The following is a 16,158-nucleotide window of genomic DNA, read 5'->3' on the forward strand; positions in this document are numbered from 1 at the left end:
GTCACCCGTAGAGTTCGAACGGCAGCAGATGATGAGCACCGAGGGCGTCTAGAAAACTAGGGGCTATTCATACCTCGCCCTCCTGGTCGACCGCTCGCCACAGGTAGACCATCTCGCCATTCAGCTTCACGTACATCTCGTCGACATGCCATCGCCACTGCCTGAAGCCGCGCATCCGGCTGATCCTCTGCCGCTTGATGTCAGCGGCAAACATCGGCCCGAACCTGTTCCACCAATGCCGCACGGTCTCATGGCAGATATCGATGCCTCGCTCCGCCAGCAGATCCTCGACATTGCGCAGGCTCAGCGGAAAGCGGACATACATCATCACCACAAGACGGATGACCTCTGGCGATGAATTGAAATAGCGAAACGGACTGGCTGGCTTTCTGAGTCTGGGCATCGCACTGCCCTACCCTCACAGCCTCAGCCGTCAATCAGGTGCATTTGCTCTGACAGTACCCCTACTAGCACACATAAGTGCGATCTTCCCACCAACAGTCTTCAGCGTTTTCTGGTAAGCCATTCCAAATCGTAAGTGCCGTCACGATAAATAAAAGGCTCGCAGAGGTTCCCACAACCAGCCGTTTGGCTGAAAGACGCGCGCCATCGCGATCAAAAAGGGAATACCAAGCGACCCAGCCAGCGGCCAAACACAGCGCTACAATAGCGATGTTTGCCACTGACACTAACATCAGCACCACGGCTGCCGCCGCCCGCTCCAAGTCCGCGCCAGCCCTTCGCGCACAAGTTGATCACCGACAGAACCCCGGCTGTTCGCGACGATTGCAAGCTTCCGTCCATAGTGATCCTCGCCTTGTCGCCGGATTTCGAAGGCTTCAGCGTTGAGAAGCTGCACGAGGCGATTACGTGCCCTGAGTGCGAGGTCGCTTTCATAGTCGCACTGCCCGTCCAGTTCCGGCGTATCGATGTCGGCAATCCGGATCCGCTCGCGATCGATGATGAAGCTGTCGCCATCGTGCACGCAAGTAATCCGGACGCCATCAGCTGGGCAGACAGCGAAGGCAAGTGATAGGGCAGCGAGGATCATGCGAGCGCCAGATAGATCGCCGGCAGCGCCACCACCGCCACCACGAAGCCAACCAGCACCATCGCGTCGCGATAAACTTCGCGGTCGCTGCCCTCCCGGTCTCTCGGCTCATTCAACACTCTATTCGCATCCCCTGCCGTCGCCGTCCCTGTCGAGGTGCCGTCCGTAACCGGGCTGGCCTCTCAGAACTGGTGCCGCACCGGCCCGGCGCGCAGCGTCGCAGTTCGGATAGTAGATCTCGCCTTCAGCGCCTCGTTGCGGCTGCTCTGCCTGTTGGCCGCGGTGGCAATGGCGAACTCCCGTGCTGCGATCCATGTGACAGCCATCGGCAGCGAGACGGCCTCCGTGAGCCGAGGCGACCGAGTTCGCGTAGGGAAAGACGCCCGCGATCAGAAACAACCCTGTAGTGCATAATGAGCTTCGCGCCATAGAGACCCCCTTGATAACGCAGAATAAATCTTGACTGCGTAAAAGCTAGCTGCAGAGATCAGAATGGATATAGGGGAAATTATGAAAAGAGAATTCTACTTCGCTGCCGCGATCTGTCTGATGGTGCCTGCGCAGGCGATGGCCGATGAGCCTTTCGCAGTCACTCCCTCAGGCAGCACCGAAGCCTACTTCCCGATGGAAGTGGTGGAAACCAGTGACCACCTCGCGAACCAGTGTCTGGATCTTGGCTGGACGATGATTTCCTCAACCGACACAACCGTAGTCTGCGAAGTCCCCATGTCTTTTGGCAGTCGTCTGCTGAGCGCCCTTGCAGGACCGAGCTACGCGACACCCCCGCGCCAGTATTTCCGTTTCAACATGGCAGGCGTTCAGGGATACACGCGGGTCCAGGCTACGGCCTGGCAGGAGCAGCAGACCGCTTTCGGACAGACCCAACAGACTGAACTGGCGTCAGAGAACTTCCACAACGGCGTCATGGGTTTCTTCCAGAACGTCGGCGGAATTTTTCCGCCCAATACGCAGTTCCCCAACCACGCCGCCATCGACGTCGAGTATGAATATGTCGAGGAACCTCGCGAGGGTATGCTGATCGTGACTGCATACGAGGGCGGCGTCTTCGCAAGGGCCGGTTTGCAAACCGGCGATATCGTCCACCGTATCGCAGGCGAGAGGATCAAGGACGAGAATGATACCTCGGACGGACTGCACAAGGCGATCCGCGAGAACTCCTTCGAAGTGCAATACTATCGAGGCGGCGATCGTCACGAGGTAAGTGTCCCGACAGAATTTCGCGAGCCGATCGGTCCGTTGCCCGAACGCGAATTTGTCAATGGGGCGGCTCAGCCAGTGCAATCGACCACCATCGTCCAGAACCAGCTATCGGTGGCTGAGGAGCTGGCTCGTTTTGCGGAGTTGCGCGATCAGGGCGTGCTAACTGAGGAAGAGTTCCAGGCCCAAAAGGCTCGGCTTCTGACACCGGATTGAGGGGTTCGCTCGCCGTTGGATAGGCTTCTTCAGGATCGCTATGAAAGATCGGTCTGAGAGTATTGTCCGCGAAGGCAGAGTGTTTGTTCCCAGTTTCAAAGCGTTACGAGTCGAGCGGCCAAATAGAGCGCGGATAGCAGACTGGCAGAAATTGGGCCGCTAACTGACCGTCCGCTATTGGTTCGTCAGTCCCAGCTAGCGGACCGTTGACCCTATGTTTTGAGCCCACAAGTAATCGAAAATTTGCAATGCAAAATGCTGATCGTGCTTCAATTTGGGCTAGGACTGATTACCATAATTAATTCTAACTGGTGGAATGTCTTAACGAATTGCGCCAAGACGCCGTACGAAACCTTACGCCGAAAGTCAGGCAGCAGATGGAATCGGGGGATGCTTCTTGAAAGACCGCATTGGCTCAGGCGCTGAGCAAGTGAAAGGCCTGCGGATCGAGGTCGAGGCTTGCGAGCGGATCGGCTTCGTGTCGCAGCAGAATTCCGTACCGCCGCTGCGCGAGATCACGCTTATCAATGAGACCGGTGAGCCTGCGTCGAATCTCACCCTGTCGCTGGCCGCCGATCCGGGAATTCTCGGGGCCAGAACCTGGTCGATCGATCTGATTGAACCCGGACAACATTTGCACCTGATGGATCGCGACGTGCAAATCGCCGCGGGCTTCGCGCGCGAGTTGGCTGAGGCCGAACGTGCCAATATTTCGCTGGAATTGCGCGATGGCGCGGATCAGCTGTTCGCCCAGAAAACGCTACCGATGACGCTGCTGGCGGTGGATGACTGGGGCGGCGCGGACGCCATGCCCGAACTTCTTCCCTCATTCGTGATGCCCAACGATCCGGCGGTCGAGAAGGTGTTGCGCGCCGCGTCCCATGCGCTCTCGACGTCCGGGCGTCCCGATGGGATCGACGGCTATGAAAGCGGCGATCGAGCGCGGGTTTATGAAATCGTTTCCGCCATCTGGTCGGCCGTCAGCGGTCTCGAACTCACCTACACCCTGCCCCCTGCCAGCTTCGAAAGTCGCGGCCAGAAGATCAGGTCGCCCAGCGCGATCTATTCCGGCCGTGTCGCGACCTGCCTCGATACCGCGCTACTGTTCGCTGCCGTGATTGAACAGGCGGGCCTCCACCCCCTCATCGTCTTGACGGAGGGTCATGCGTTTGCCGGAGCTTGGATCGAGCGGGATCAGTTTTCCGAACTGGTGACGGACGAAGTGGCGGCGGTCCGCAATCGGCTCGACCTTTGCAATATCGTGCTTTTCGAAACTACCATGGTAACCGGAAATAACCGCGCGCGCTTTTCCGAAGCGGCGCAAGAATCGAAACGCCAGCTCGAAGTCATTGAGCCGGGAGATTTCTTCCTCGCTGTCGATGTTCGACGCGCCCGGATGCGCGAAATCCTGCCTCTCTCGACCTCCTCGCCGCAGATGGAAGAGGAGGACGAGGGTATCGCGACCACCTTTGTGGAGGAAGCGCCCGACCTCTATCGCGGGTCGCTGGAAACTACGGAGATCGAGGAATGCAAGGTCAAACCCGGCGACCGGATCGAGGAGTGGCAGCGCAAGCTGCTTGACCTTACCGCGCGCAACCGCCTGCTTAACCTCCCGAAAACCGGAAACCTTCGCCTGGAATGCCCCGATCCGGCGGCGCTTGAAGATCTGTTGGCTGATGGGCGCAAGATCACGGTCTTGCCTCTTCCCGATCTTGGCGTCGGCGGGCGCGATGTCGAACTTCATCGCGATCGCAGCCGCACGGATCTGAAGTCCGGGCATGCACTCGCAGGACTCGAAAAGAACGAAGTCTATGTCGAGCAGGACAAAGGCAAGCTCGAAACCGCGCTGATCAAGCTTTATCGCCAGGCCCGGTCGGACTTGAACGAGGGCGGATCCAACACGCTGTTCCTTGCCTTTGGCTTCCTCGAATGGAAGAAGAAGGTAACAGACGATCGCAGCTATCGTGCCCCGCTGATTTTGCAGCCGGTTCAATTGCAGCGGCGAAATGCGCGCTCGGGCATGAAGCTGGTCGCGCATGAAGACGATCCGCGCTTCAATATGACCCTGCTCGAACTGCTCAAGCAGGATTTCGGCTTGGTGATCGAAGGGCTAGACGGTGAATTGCCACAGGATGCGAGCGGGGTCGATGTGAAGGCGGTGTGGAACCATATCCGCCGCGCGATCACCGACACTCCTGGTTTCGAAGTGCGCGAGCAAGTGGTGCTCGGTATCTTTTCTTTCTCGAAATACCTGATGTGGAAGGACCTCGTCGATCGACGCGATCTGTTGAAGAAGAACAAGGTCGTCCGCCATCTGATCGAACGCGGTGAAGAACCGTTTGAAGCGTCTGAAGCTTTGATAGAACCGGCGGCGCTCGATACCGCTGTCGATCCTTCCGATCTTTATGCGCCCCTGCCGGCCGACAGTTCGCAATTGGCGGCTGTCGTCGCATCAGGGCAAGGTCACGATTTCGTGCTCGACGGACCACCGGGGACCGGCAAGTCGCAGACCATCGCGAACATGATCGCGCAGAACCTGGCACTGGGTCGCCGCGTGTTGTTTGTCTCGGAAAAGCGGGCTGCGCTCGAAGTGGTTTATCGCCGGCTGGAGCAGGTGGGCTTAGGCGATTTCTGCCTCGAACTCCATTCGCATAAGAGCGCCAAGATCGAGGTGATACGCCAGCTGGAGCGGGCGTGGAACGCCAAGGGCGCGCTTGGCCAAGAAGAATGGCGCGCGCGGACCGATCGGCTGCGGAATCTTCGCGACGATCTCAACAATTTCGCCAGCGCGCTTCACCGCCGATACAGTTGCGGTTTGACGGTGCACGATGCCGTCTGGCGTGTGGTGCGCGACGATGACGGCGCTCTTCCGGTCTTTAATTGGCCTGAACGGACCGAGCATTCTGCAGCGCAGATGGATGAAATGCGAGATGCGGTGCGCCGGCTGGAACTCACCTTCAGAAGCCTGCGTTCGCTGCCACAATCAGTCCTCAAACACGTCGCGACGCAAAGCTGGTCGAATGCGTGGCAGTCAAAGTTGGCCTCAGCTGCGCGCGAATTGGGAGAGACTGCGGCGGATCTGCGCGAAACGGCCGCGGCCGCGATGCGTGCCGTCGGCATTGCCAACGAGATCGTAGGGCCGGAGGACGCAAGGCGGCTGCACGCTCTTGGCAAGGCAATCGCCGAAACGCATGGGCTCGATCTCTCATTCGCCTTCCGCCCCGATCACCCACAGACTGGCGCTTCAATGCGCGAGCTGACCGCGGCGCTGCGAGAATGGCAAGAGCGCCGGACCCGGCTCTCGGCGGAATATCAAGAGCCGTTCGCCATCGAGGACATTAGTCGCGATCTGGCCGAAGACTGGCGCATCGCTGAAGAGAAGATGTGGCTGCTGCGCTATTTCGCCAGCCGCGCCATACTTAAGCGTATGGCCGAAACTGGCGGCGCAAGCGGGGAGATCGTTCCGGACAAAGACCTTCCCCTGTTCGACGAGATGGCAAGCCTGCACGCACGCGTTGATGTCACGTCCGCCGACATAGATGGCGTTCCGGCAAATAAGGGAATGGAAAGCGATCCCGACCGGCTTGAGCGTCTGGCCGACGCAGGCGAAGCGATCCGCACGGCCGTCAGTAGATATGCCCGGGATCCTTTGGAGTTCACACAGGCGATCGGCGCGGTGCGGACGATCGTTGTCGACGCCAACGAAATGACGGCTGGCGACGCGCCTTTAGCCGGTGCGATCGCGAAGCTGGGCGATGCTCTCAAGCGGTTCGATGCCGCTTGCACCGAATTTGTCGAGATAAGCGAAGCCGAAGATGCGCCGTCCACATTCGATGGTTTGGGCGATTTTTCACGCGACATTGCCGATCACCTGCCGCAACTCAATTCGCTGTGTCAGTGGAACGGTGCCAAGGCGCGAGCGGCCACGCTGGGCCTGGCGCCGATGATTCGGCGCATCGAAAACGGGCTGGATGAAGGCGTGGCGCTAGAGATGTTCGAGGCAGCCTATGCCAAATGGTTTGCGCCTTGGGCGATTGATGCCGATCCGCAGCTGGCCGAATTCCACGCCTATACTCACGAGGACAAGATCGCCGCCTTTCGTGACATGACCGATGAGATTCAGGGCCTTACCGCAAAATACATCCGCGCGCGGCTGTGCAGCGATTTGCCGGATCAATCGCAGGTTGCCAGGGCATCCGGCTTCGGCGTGCTGAAGCATGAGATGGCAAAGCAGCGGGCGCACAAACCGGTCCGTCGCCTAGCAGAAGAGATGGGCAGCGATTTCAGCGCGCTGGCACCTTGCATGCTCATGAGCCCGCTTTCGATCGCACAATATCTACCACCCGATCAGGACCTGTTCGATATCGTGATCTTCGACGAGGCGAGCCAGATCACGCCTTGGGACGCCGTCGGTTCGATCGGCCGCGGCAAGCAACTTGTCCTCGCCGGGGATCAGAAGCAGATGCCGCCAACCAATTTCTTCAGTCGCGGATCGGCGACAGTTGACGAGGATGCCACGGTCGACCTCGAAAGCATCCTCGACGAATGCGTGTCTGCCTCGATCCCACGCCGCAGCCTGGACTGGCATTATCGCAGCCGTCACGATTCGCTGATCGCGTTTTCCAATTCGCGCTATTACGATGGGAAGCTTGTGACATTCCCGGCCCCGGAAACGCGCGATACCGCGGTCGAATGGCACCGGGTTGACGGCATTTATGCTAAGGGAACGGAGCAGACGAACGCCATCGAGGCGAAAGCCATGGTCGCCGAAGCGCGCAAGAGGCTGGCGGGGCAGGCCCCGGGCACGATCTCGCTGGGTATCGTTACGCTCAACAGCAAGCAGCAGGAACTGGTCGAGGACCTGCTGGAAAAGGCGCGTAAGAGCGATGCGGCCTTCGATGCGCATTTCGCCGACGAGCTCGAGGAGCCGGTCTTCGTCAAGAATCTGGAGACCGTGCAGGGTGATGAGCGCGACATCATCATGTTGGGCATTACTTTCGGGCCGGTGGAGGCCGGTTCGCGCAAAATGTCGATGAATTTTGGACCGTTGAACAAAGATGGGGGTTGGCGGCGCCTGAACGTCGCCGTCACCCGCGCGCGCAAGTCGATGTTGCTGTTTACATCGTTCGATGCGGGCATGATCGACCTATCGCGCACGTCGGCCGCGGCGGTCCGCGATCTAAAGCATTTCATCGAATTCGCTGACCGCGGGCCCGAGGCGCTGGCCGAGGTCCATTCGGACAGCCTAGGCAGCACCGAATCACCGTTCGAAGACGCCGTGATGGCCATGCTGGAGCGGCGCGGCTGGTCCGTTCGACCGCAGATCGGGGTATCCGGCTATCGCATCGATCTGGGCATCGTCCACCCTTACCATCCGGGCGATTTCCTCGCCGGAATTGAGTGCGACGGTGCGATGTATCATAGTGCACTGACTGCACGCGATCGCGACAAGGTGCGCCAAGCGGTCTTGGAAAATCTCGGCTGGACGATCATTCGAATCTGGTCGACCGACTTCTGGATCGACCGCGAGGGCGCAATGGAGAAGGTGTTCTCGCAGCTCGAAGAAGTACTCGAAGCGGACCGGCAGGCCCGTTCCGAAAAAGAAGAAGCCGCCGCCAATTCCACTGCGGGCGAGCACCAAGAAGCGTTCGCGCATGGGCCGGCGGCCGGCGAACCCAAAGAGGAGGCAGAAGTCGATGAGCCCGAAACCGCGCCGCACTTTGACCTGCCAAACGATCCCGACGAGGAAACGTCGGATCCGCCGCAACGAGACATGATGTTCGCACGCGCATTCGATGCCAAATCCGCGCGGGAAGTGCCGTATCGCCACACCGATTTCTCGGACCTCGATGGGACCATTGATCCGCAGCGGTTCTACGACGACGACTACGATGACGACTTGGCGAACTTAATCGCTCGGGCGATCGAGTTCGAAGGTCCGGTTAGGGACGACAAGCTGGCTACGATCATCGCGCGGGCCCATGGCTTCGCGCGCACAGGTAGACTCATTAAGGAACGGGTAGACGCCATCGCGCGCCAGATCGCTTACTTAACGGTCGATGATGAAGGCTGCGTGTTCTTCTGGACGGATGAAAATCAGGCCGCCAACTTGGCGGAGTATCGCGTTCCAGCGAGCGGCAAGATGGAGCGCTCAATCAATGAGATCTCGCTCGAAGAGCTCGCGCTTGCGGCGAATGCGGTGCCAGATGAGGGTGATCAGCCAGTTGCTGTGGCGCGGCTCTTCCTGATTTCGCGGCTTCGCAAATCTGCTCGAAGGAGAGTGGAGATCGCCCTCGCTCGCTTGCATAGTTGAAATCTGGACGTCTTACCGCCCCTATGGCGCCAGGGGTCAGACTTGGTTGGCTGGCCGAAGGTAAGTGAGGCCTAGCGGTGACTGTCAACCGCACTTCGAAACTTTGATCTGGAAGGAATGGCTTCCCTCCGATTGAAGTTCTCGCCAATACTCGTTTCTCTCTTCGTGACAAAGGCTTAGGGCATGAAACCCGTCAGATTGCTACACACCTCCGATTGGCATCTCGGACACGAATTGATGGGGCACTCGCGGGAGAGCGAGCACGAGGCCTTTCTCATCTGGTTGCTTGAAGCGCTTGAGGAGCACAAGACTGACGTCCTACTCGTAACTGGCGACGTTTATGATGTAGCCAATCCGCCCGTATCCGCCATGCGACGTCTCTACGGCTTCGTCCGTGAGGTGCAGCGGCGCGTGCCCAAGATTCAGATCGTCATCATTGGCGGCAATCATGACAGCGCTCTGCGCATCGACTTACCCGGCGCGTTGCTGGAGGAGGGGCGCGTGCGATTTGTCGGCGCCCTGCCTCGCAAGGAACGGGAGCCGGATTTCGACCGGATCTGTATGCCCTTAGAGAATGCTGATGGTGAAGTGGCCGCATGGCTCGCCGCTGTACCATTCTGCCGCCCCGGCGATCTGGGGCAGGGAGGTCTGGCCGAACTCTACGGTAGCATTGCTGACGCAGCTGCGGCCAAAGCTGGAGACCTGCCGCTCGTCTTGTCTGGCCACCTGCACGTAGCCGGCGGCGAGGTTTCCGAAATGTCCGAACGGCGCATCGTCGTAGGTGGTGAAGAAGCGCAGGCTGCTAGTCTGTTTGACAGCCGTGCTGCCTATGTCGCGCTGGGCCACCTGCATCGTCCGCAGACCATCAGAAGTGACGTACCGATCCGCTATGCCGGCTCTCCATTCCCCCTTTCTGCGACAGAGCGCGAGTATCGGCACTCAGTGAGCGTTGTGACGCTCGATTCCACGGGCACTCGAGTCGAGGAAGTGGCCGTCCCCCGACCCGTGCGCTTCCTTAAGGTTCCAGCCGGCGCGCCAAAGCCCCTGAACGCCGTGCTGGCGGAGCTGGAAAGCCTGAAGATCGAGGAAGAACTGGAAGAGCGTGACCGGCATCCCTTCCTTGAAGTGGGGGTACTTGTAAGCGGGCCGGAACCGCACCTCCAATCGCGGATTCTCGCAGCGCTTGACGGTAAGCCTGTGCGCCTAACTCGTATAATTCGGGAGCGCAGCATTGAGGGTGGTTCTCGCGCCCTCGCTGCACGCGAGCAGGAACTAACCGACCTCAAGCCCGAGAGCGTTTTCGCAGAATTACACCGGACCCAGCACGGCACCGATCCGGCAGAAGGCCTGGACAAAGCTTTCAACGAGTTGCTCATCGCCGCGCATTGCGACGATGGGGAGGCGGTCTGATGCGTATTCTCGCCATTCGCGGCAGCAATCTCGCCAGCCTCGCCGGGGACTTTGCTGTAGACTTCGCAAACGGCCCACTCGCCGATGCCGGGATCTTTGCAATCACCGGACCGACCGGGGCGGGCAAGTCCACCCTGCTCGACGCGATGAGCCTTGCTCTGTTCGACGCCATACCGCGCCTCGCGGGCGCACCTGCCAGCGGCCAATTGTCTGATGACGGGTTAAGCCCGCGCGACCCGCGCGCCATCCTGCGCCACGGCGCGGGAGAGGGCCATGCGGAACTGGACTTCGTCGCCCGCGACGGGCGCTCCTATCGCAGCCGCTGGAGCGTGCGCCGCGCCCGTGGCAGGGCTGATGGCAGGGTGCAACAGGCCAGCATCGACCTCGAATGTCTCGACACCGGGGAACGGCTCGGCGGACGCAAGCGGGAAACTCTGGCGGAGATCGAGCGGCTGATCGGCCTCAATGCCGAACAATTCGGCCGCGCAGTGGTGCTGGCGCAGGGCGAGTTCGAGGCTTTCATCAAGGCCAGTGGGGACGAGCGCGCTCAGCTCCTCGAAAAGCTGACCGGGGCGGCCATCTACACCGTTCTCGGTAGGAAGGCGTTCGAGAAGGCGAAGGACATCCGCTCCGGCTATCAGGGTCTGGAAGACCAGATTACCCGGCAGGAAGGGCTGAGCGACGAAGATCGCGCCGCGCTCGAGATCGCCATCGCCGAAGCAAAAACCGACTGCGAGGCGAAGGCGAACGCGCATGAGGCGCTACAGGCGGCGTGCCGCTGGACCGAGAGGCTTGCCGAGTTGACCGACAAGGCGGCGCAAGGCCGCGCGGCGCGTGACGCGGCGCAGCAGGCGGTGGCGGAGGCCACGCCACGCGAGCAGGCCCTGAAGCGGCGCAAGCGCGCTTTCGATCATGCCGGGCATTGGCGGCAGCTGGAGGAAAAGCGGGGCGAGACCGGAGGTGCTCAGCGGAATCTTGCGGAGCGGGTGAAAGCCGAGGAGGAAGCGCAAAAGGCCGAAACAGCCGCGCGAGCCGCCGAGGAGAAGGCCACTTCCGCTCTCGAGGAGGCGAAGGCAAACCGGCGGAAGGCCGACCCGGAATTGCACGAGGCGCGCGAGGCGGATCGGGCCATTGCCGAGGCCGAGAAGCGGCGCGAGGAGACTGCCGCAAACCTCACCGGCTGTCGCGAGGCGCACGACCGGGCGCAGGTGGCGGTCGCCGGGACGAAGGCCGAATACGAGAAGGCGCAACAAAAACGCGCCGAGCTGGAGCAATGGCGTGAAAGCAATGCCGGGCTAGAGACACTCGCCCGGGAGGAAACTGCACTGGCAGACGACCTCTCCGCCTTCTCGGTCCTTCAGAAGGAATTGGAGGCGCTGCAAGGCGAGCGCGACGCCGCGAAGGCTGAAGCCGACAAGGCGCAGGGGGCGCTCGAGGAGGCGGACAAGACCTCGGCGCAAGCCGAGAAGGAGCACGGGGCGGCGAAGAAGGCGCTGGAAAAGGCACGCGAAGAGACGCCCGACACCGAAACGCTCCAGCGCCTAGAGACGGAGCGCGAGGCCCTGCGCGAGGTGCAGACGCAGCACGGCGCACTGCAGCAGGCGCAGGAACGGGAGGCCGAGGCGGACGGGCAGCTCGTCGCCACGCGTCAGCTGGCATGCAGGATCAAGGCCGAGGAGGCCGATCGACAGCGTGAACTGTCCGGGATCGAGGCCGACCTTCCCGCCCTTCTCGCCCGGAAGGTGGAATCCGAACACGCCCAGACCCGCGCCCTCGCCGCCTCGGACGAGAGCGTCGTCGCCCTGCGCGAGGCGCTGGAAGACGGCGAGGCCTGTCCCGTCTGCGGCGCGACCGAGCATCGCCTGAGCGCTGTGCAGGCGATCTTCGGCGAGGCGGTGGAAGAAGCCCGCGCTCGCGCCGCCGAAACGAGCGGGGCACTGGACGAGGCTCGCATTCGGCAGACAGTTCTGAAGACGGAAATCGCAGCCGGCGGCAAAAACCTCGAGCGGGCCGAAAGCGACGCGGAGCGGCAGGCGCAGACCCTGGCCGCCCGTGCTTCCGACCGCGAGCTGCGCGAGGCCGACCGCTCCGCGGCCATGGAAAAGGCGGATCTCGATCCGTGCATGGCGGAGGACGATCTCCTTGATCTTCTTGCCGAGCGGCTGCCGCAGATCGACGCCGAGCGGAAGCGGCTGCGCGGCTCGGCGGCCAGGCTGGAGGCGGCCCGGCACGAGGAGGAGGATAAGCGCGCCGCCTGCGACACCGCGCGCGAAGACCGGGACAGGAAGCAGGAAGCGCAGCGCAACGCGGCGGAGGCGCTGGCCGCTATCGCTCGCAAGCTGGATGGAACGGCCACCGAGCAGGACCGCATTGCTGCGACCCTCGACCGGACGCTGAACGACCTGGCCGACTGGCGGGCCCTACCCGATCCCGCGGACTGGGTGAGCTGCCGCGCCCGCGAATGGCGCGGCAAGGAGGAGGAATTGCGGGATGTGGATGCCCGCATCCCGGCCCTGTTGGAGCAATGGACGACGGACAGGGCCACAGCCTCCACCGCCTCACGCGATCTCGAAAACGCCCGAACACTTTCCAGCACAGCGCAAGCCACATTGGACGAGAGGCTGTCGGCTCGCCGGGCACTGCTCGGCGGGCGGCCAGTGGCCGAACTTGAGAGCGAACTGTCCGAAGCACTCGAAAAGGCGGAAGCTGCTCAAGCGGCGGCGCGGGACAGGCTCGGCACCGCGAGAACCGAAGCCGCCAGTGCCCGCTCGCACCGCCAGGGAGCAGAGGAGATACTGACCCGGCTCGGAGGCGATCTGGCGCGCTTGCAGGAGGCGTTCGACAAGGCTCTCTCGGCCACGGATCTTTCGCCCGAAGAGGTCGCCGAAGCGGCAGGGGCCGGATCGCAGGCGCTTGAGAAGGAGGAAGCCGAACTGCGCGGCCTGCATACGGCGCTCGCCGAAGCGACGGCCGCGCTCGAGCAGCGCGAGGCCGATCTCGCCGCCCATGAGCAGAGCGAGCGCCCCGAAACCGATCCGGACACTCTGGCCGTCCGGCTGGAGGAGGCGAAGGCGGCGCTGGACACGGCAGAGGCCACGTTCAAGGACCAGGAATTCCGCCTCCGTAAGGATGACGACGTGCGTCAGCAGACCGCCGAGCTGCGCGCCGAACTGGCGGAAGCGCAGGAAAAGGGCCGCGTATGGGAGGAACTCGCCGAACTGATCGGTGACGCGCAGGGCAAGACGTTCCGTAATTTCGCGCAGAGCCTGACGCTCGACCGCCTGCTGGAATTCGCCAATGACCGGCTCGCCGACCTTAAACCGCGCTATGCCCTGCAGCGCGCCTCGGGCGGGGAGATGCTGATCGAGGTGATCGACAACGACATGGCTGGGCAGGTGCGCGGGCTGCAAAATCTGTCCGGCGGCGAGCGCTTCCTCGTCAGCCTTGCGCTCGCCCTAGGACTTGCAGAAATGTCCACCGGACGCGGAGTGAGAATCGAGAGCCTTTTCATTGATGAAGGGTTCGGAGCCTTGGACTCGGCAAGCCTTGGCCAGGCCGTCGCTGTCTTGGAGCACCTCCACTCTCAGGGTCGACGTGTTGGAGTGATTAGTCACGTGGAGGAACTCAAAGAACGGATACCTGTGAAGGTCGAGGTAAACCCGATCTCAGGCGGTCGCAGTGACATCTCAATTACTATTGATTGAAGCCAAAGAAGACCACTAATGGCGTCGAGCGATACGCCCTTAGACTTACACAAGAACGAATCGCCAACTCCATAACCAGTGTCGGGGTATGTCCACCTTTGGGAAATTAACGGATCGATCTGAATGACTGAAATGGGGGCGCAAAGCAGCCACCCCCGCTTCAGCCTCAGCTGAAGTCGTCGAGCTGCTCAATCATCACGCGCATTGCCTTTTCAAACGCCTGGCGCACCGCTCTAAGGTTGCGCACTCTCTTGCTGTAGGCACCATGCTTTTGCGCGTTGCGATTGCCCCTGGGCGCACCCGCCCCCTTCCCGCCGTGCATGCGGCAACGAAGCGCGCCGGCTATGGCAGGAGCCCGGCACGGCTCGCCACTACGCGTCTTCACTCCGCAGCGGCGGGCCGCGCGAAGTCCAGCAAGATTGCGCGGATGTTTTCCTGCCATCAGCGAACCTCCTTCCTGGCGGTCTCCTGCAGCCGATCAATTGTCATGAGCAGGCTTGCATAGGCCTTGCCGATCGAGGCGGCCTCTCGCTTCATCGCAACAGCCTCTCGCGGCGTGTCTGCGTACACATCAGCGGTTCGGAACGTATCGAGAGAGCATTCGAACATGCACACAGCGAGCACTTCGAGCTTGGCAAAGTGATCTCGAAAGTCAGGCTTCGTGATAGGATCCTGGTTTTCTTTCAAAGGGGCGGTTGGAGCAACGGCCCTGTCGTCTTCGTAGCTCGCTTGCCCTGTGCCCTCGCCGGTCGTGATCATCGCTGGCGCGGTGCCTGACTGTTTCGCCATGGTCTTCTATTCCTATCGGTTGCGGATAGGAAAAACCGTGTTGTCACGACCTGTGCAGCGCAAAGCGTTCCATGCCGGCCTTCAGTGCCTGCTACGGTGCATGGGGTTGTTTGACGAAACAGCATCCCGAAGCCCACCGGACCCCCTTTCCAGTCAGCCGCCACCTGATAGGCACTGATCGAAGAGTTGGCCTGCCTGGTGTTCGATCCGCTCGCGCCAGGCAAGCTTGTCCAGCCAGCTTGCGGGTATCGAGCTCAATCCATAGATCGCGCCGGCAAGCTGCCCGGTGATCGCTGCTGTCGTATCGGCATCTTCGCCAAGGTTCGCTGCAAGAATGACAGCGTCAGCAAACGTCCCTGTCCGGCCAATACACCAAAGCGAAGCCTCGAGAGAATGGGCGACATAGCCTGACCCCCTGACCGCATCGCGTGGCTTGCCGCGCCAGGAGCCCGCCATGATACTAGCGACCTTGCCCGCATGATCGTGATCGCGAGGGCGCAGAACTTCGTCCCTCGGTTCCCCGGAGATGGCCTCGGCAACAAGATCGGCATAAGCGACACAGGCAGCGATGGCCTCGGGCGCCCCATGCGTGGTCAGGCTCTGCCGGGCAGCAACATCTGCACGCCGTTCGGGGTCACGCCAATAGCGGATGGCGACGGGCGCGAGCCGCATCAAGCTACCATTGCCTGCACTCATCGGGTCGGTCGAACCCGCAACAGGATCACCTGTTGCCTTGAAACGCCGTAGCGCGCCGGCAACTGTATTGCCGATGTCAAAGCAAGTGCCGGTCACCGAATATTCTCCAGTGTCGCGCCAGCTGGCGAAGCGCTCCATCAAGTCCTGCTCGTCAAGACCGCCACAGGCATCGAGACTGGCCGCAAGTGCGAGAGCCATGGCGGTATCGTCGGTCCATTGACCGGCTTTGAGGCGGAAAGGTCCACCGCCCACGATGTCGGTGACCTGCGGCCTGGCGTCACGAGCGCTGAACTCGAGCGTCGTGCCGAGCGCGTCGCCGACAGCCAGGCCGACAAGTGCGCCGACTGCCCGATCACGACATGCCTGGCTCGTCTGGCTCGGCACGTCCGGCGTGACAGCAGACACCTCGCGGACATGCGCCGCCTGGGCCGAGGTCTCGATCGCTCCAGGCCGCGCCGCGCGCACGGCTTCTATCGCCTGATCGGGATCCCACCCCAGCTCCACCAGCAGGCGGCTGGCGATGGTGCCGGCCCTGCCGAGCCCCCCCTTGCAATGGACGAGCACGTTGAACCCGGCGCGGAGCATGCCGCGCAATTCTGCGCCCGCGCTGGACCATTCAGCCTCGAAGCTCGCTCCCGGAGGGCTCACGTCGGGGATCGGCAGATGGTACCAGGCCATGTTCGCGCCGCGTACCGGCACACCGCCAATGGAGAGAACGGCGACGCTGCCTTCCATGGTAATGTCGACCAGAGCAAGCTCAT

9 protein-coding genes and 1 pseudogene are annotated in these 16,158 nt (G+C 61.7%); 4 read left to right on the plus strand and 6 right to left on the minus strand.

What is annotated here, in order from left to right; translation table 11 throughout:
- Window positions 1-70 precede the first annotated feature (70 nt).
- From ABFX23_RS10850 to ABFX23_RS17790, 3 genes and pseudogenes are all read right to left on the minus strand, one after another.
- Window positions 71-403: pseudogene (locus ABFX23_RS10850) on the minus strand (IS6 family transposase); the annotation flags it as partial.
- Between the two features lie 291 nt (window positions 404-694).
- Window positions 695-1,051, minus strand: a complete 357-nt coding sequence (locus ABFX23_RS10855; protein ID WP_346033078.1) for a thermonuclease family protein — start codon at window positions 1,049-1,051, stop codon at window positions 695-697.
- A 120-nt stretch (window positions 1,052-1,171) separates the two neighbouring features.
- Window positions 1,172-1,480, minus strand: coding sequence for an excalibur calcium-binding domain-containing protein (locus ABFX23_RS17790; RefSeq protein ID WP_428831661.1), 309 nt, complete (start codon window positions 1,478-1,480; stop codon window positions 1,172-1,174).
- 63 nt (window positions 1,481-1,543) lie between these two features.
- Between ABFX23_RS17790 and ABFX23_RS10870 the strand changes: the two genes are divergently transcribed.
- The 4 genes from ABFX23_RS10870 to ABFX23_RS10885 all read left to right on the plus strand — a co-directional run bounded on the left by ABFX23_RS10870 (window position 1,544) and on the right by ABFX23_RS10885 (window position 13,912).
- The gene (locus tag ABFX23_RS10870) at window positions 1,544-2,485 is read left to right on the plus strand and encodes an SHOCT domain-containing protein (protein WP_346033079.1); all 942 of its coding nucleotides are present in this window, start codon (window positions 1,544-1,546) and stop codon (window positions 2,483-2,485) included.
- A 397-nt stretch (window positions 2,486-2,882) separates the two neighbouring features.
- Window positions 2,883-8,798: an anti-phage protein ProA gene (proA, locus tag ABFX23_RS10875; protein ID WP_346033080.1), complete on the plus strand. Its 5,916-nt coding sequence runs from the start codon at window positions 2,883-2,885 to the stop codon at window positions 8,796-8,798.
- A gap of 183 nt (window positions 8,799-8,981) precedes the next feature.
- The gene (locus tag ABFX23_RS10880; protein ID WP_346033081.1) at window positions 8,982-10,208 is read left to right on the plus strand and encodes an exonuclease SbcCD subunit D C-terminal domain-containing protein; all 1,227 of its coding nucleotides are present in this window, start codon (window positions 8,982-8,984) and stop codon (window positions 10,206-10,208) included.
- Window positions 10,208-13,912 carry an AAA family ATPase gene (locus tag ABFX23_RS10885; RefSeq protein WP_346033082.1) on the plus strand — a complete coding sequence of 1,235 codons (3,705 nt, stop codon included), beginning with the start codon at window positions 10,208-10,210 and terminating at the stop codon, window positions 13,910-13,912. The genes ABFX23_RS10880 and ABFX23_RS10885 overlap by 1 nt, the downstream gene beginning before the upstream one ends.
- A gap of 166 nt (window positions 13,913-14,078) precedes the next feature.
- On the opposite strand, the gene ABFX23_RS10890 is transcribed toward ABFX23_RS10885, so the two are convergent.
- The 3 genes from ABFX23_RS10890 to ABFX23_RS10900 all read right to left on the minus strand — a co-directional run.
- Complete coding sequence (locus tag ABFX23_RS10890; RefSeq protein WP_346033083.1) at window positions 14,079-14,354, minus strand: HGGxSTG domain-containing protein; 276 nt, start codon at window positions 14,352-14,354, stop codon at window positions 14,079-14,081.
- On the minus strand, window positions 14,354-14,701 hold the full coding sequence (locus ABFX23_RS10895) for a hypothetical protein (RefSeq protein WP_346033084.1): 348 nt from the start codon (window positions 14,699-14,701) through the stop codon (window positions 14,354-14,356). Before ABFX23_RS10895 ends, ABFX23_RS10890 begins: the two co-directional genes overlap by 1 nt.
- Before the next feature lie 153 nt (window positions 14,702-14,854).
- Window positions 14,855-16,158, minus strand: a 1,304-nt coding sequence (locus tag ABFX23_RS10900; RefSeq protein ID WP_346033085.1) for an ADP-ribosylglycohydrolase family protein, incomplete at its 5' end; no start/stop codon positions are given.

Origin of the sequence: Erythrobacter westpacificensis (assembly GCF_039542285.1) — a bacterium.
Lineage (GTDB): Bacteria > Pseudomonadota > Alphaproteobacteria > Sphingomonadales > Sphingomonadaceae > Alteraurantiacibacter > Alteraurantiacibacter westpacificensis.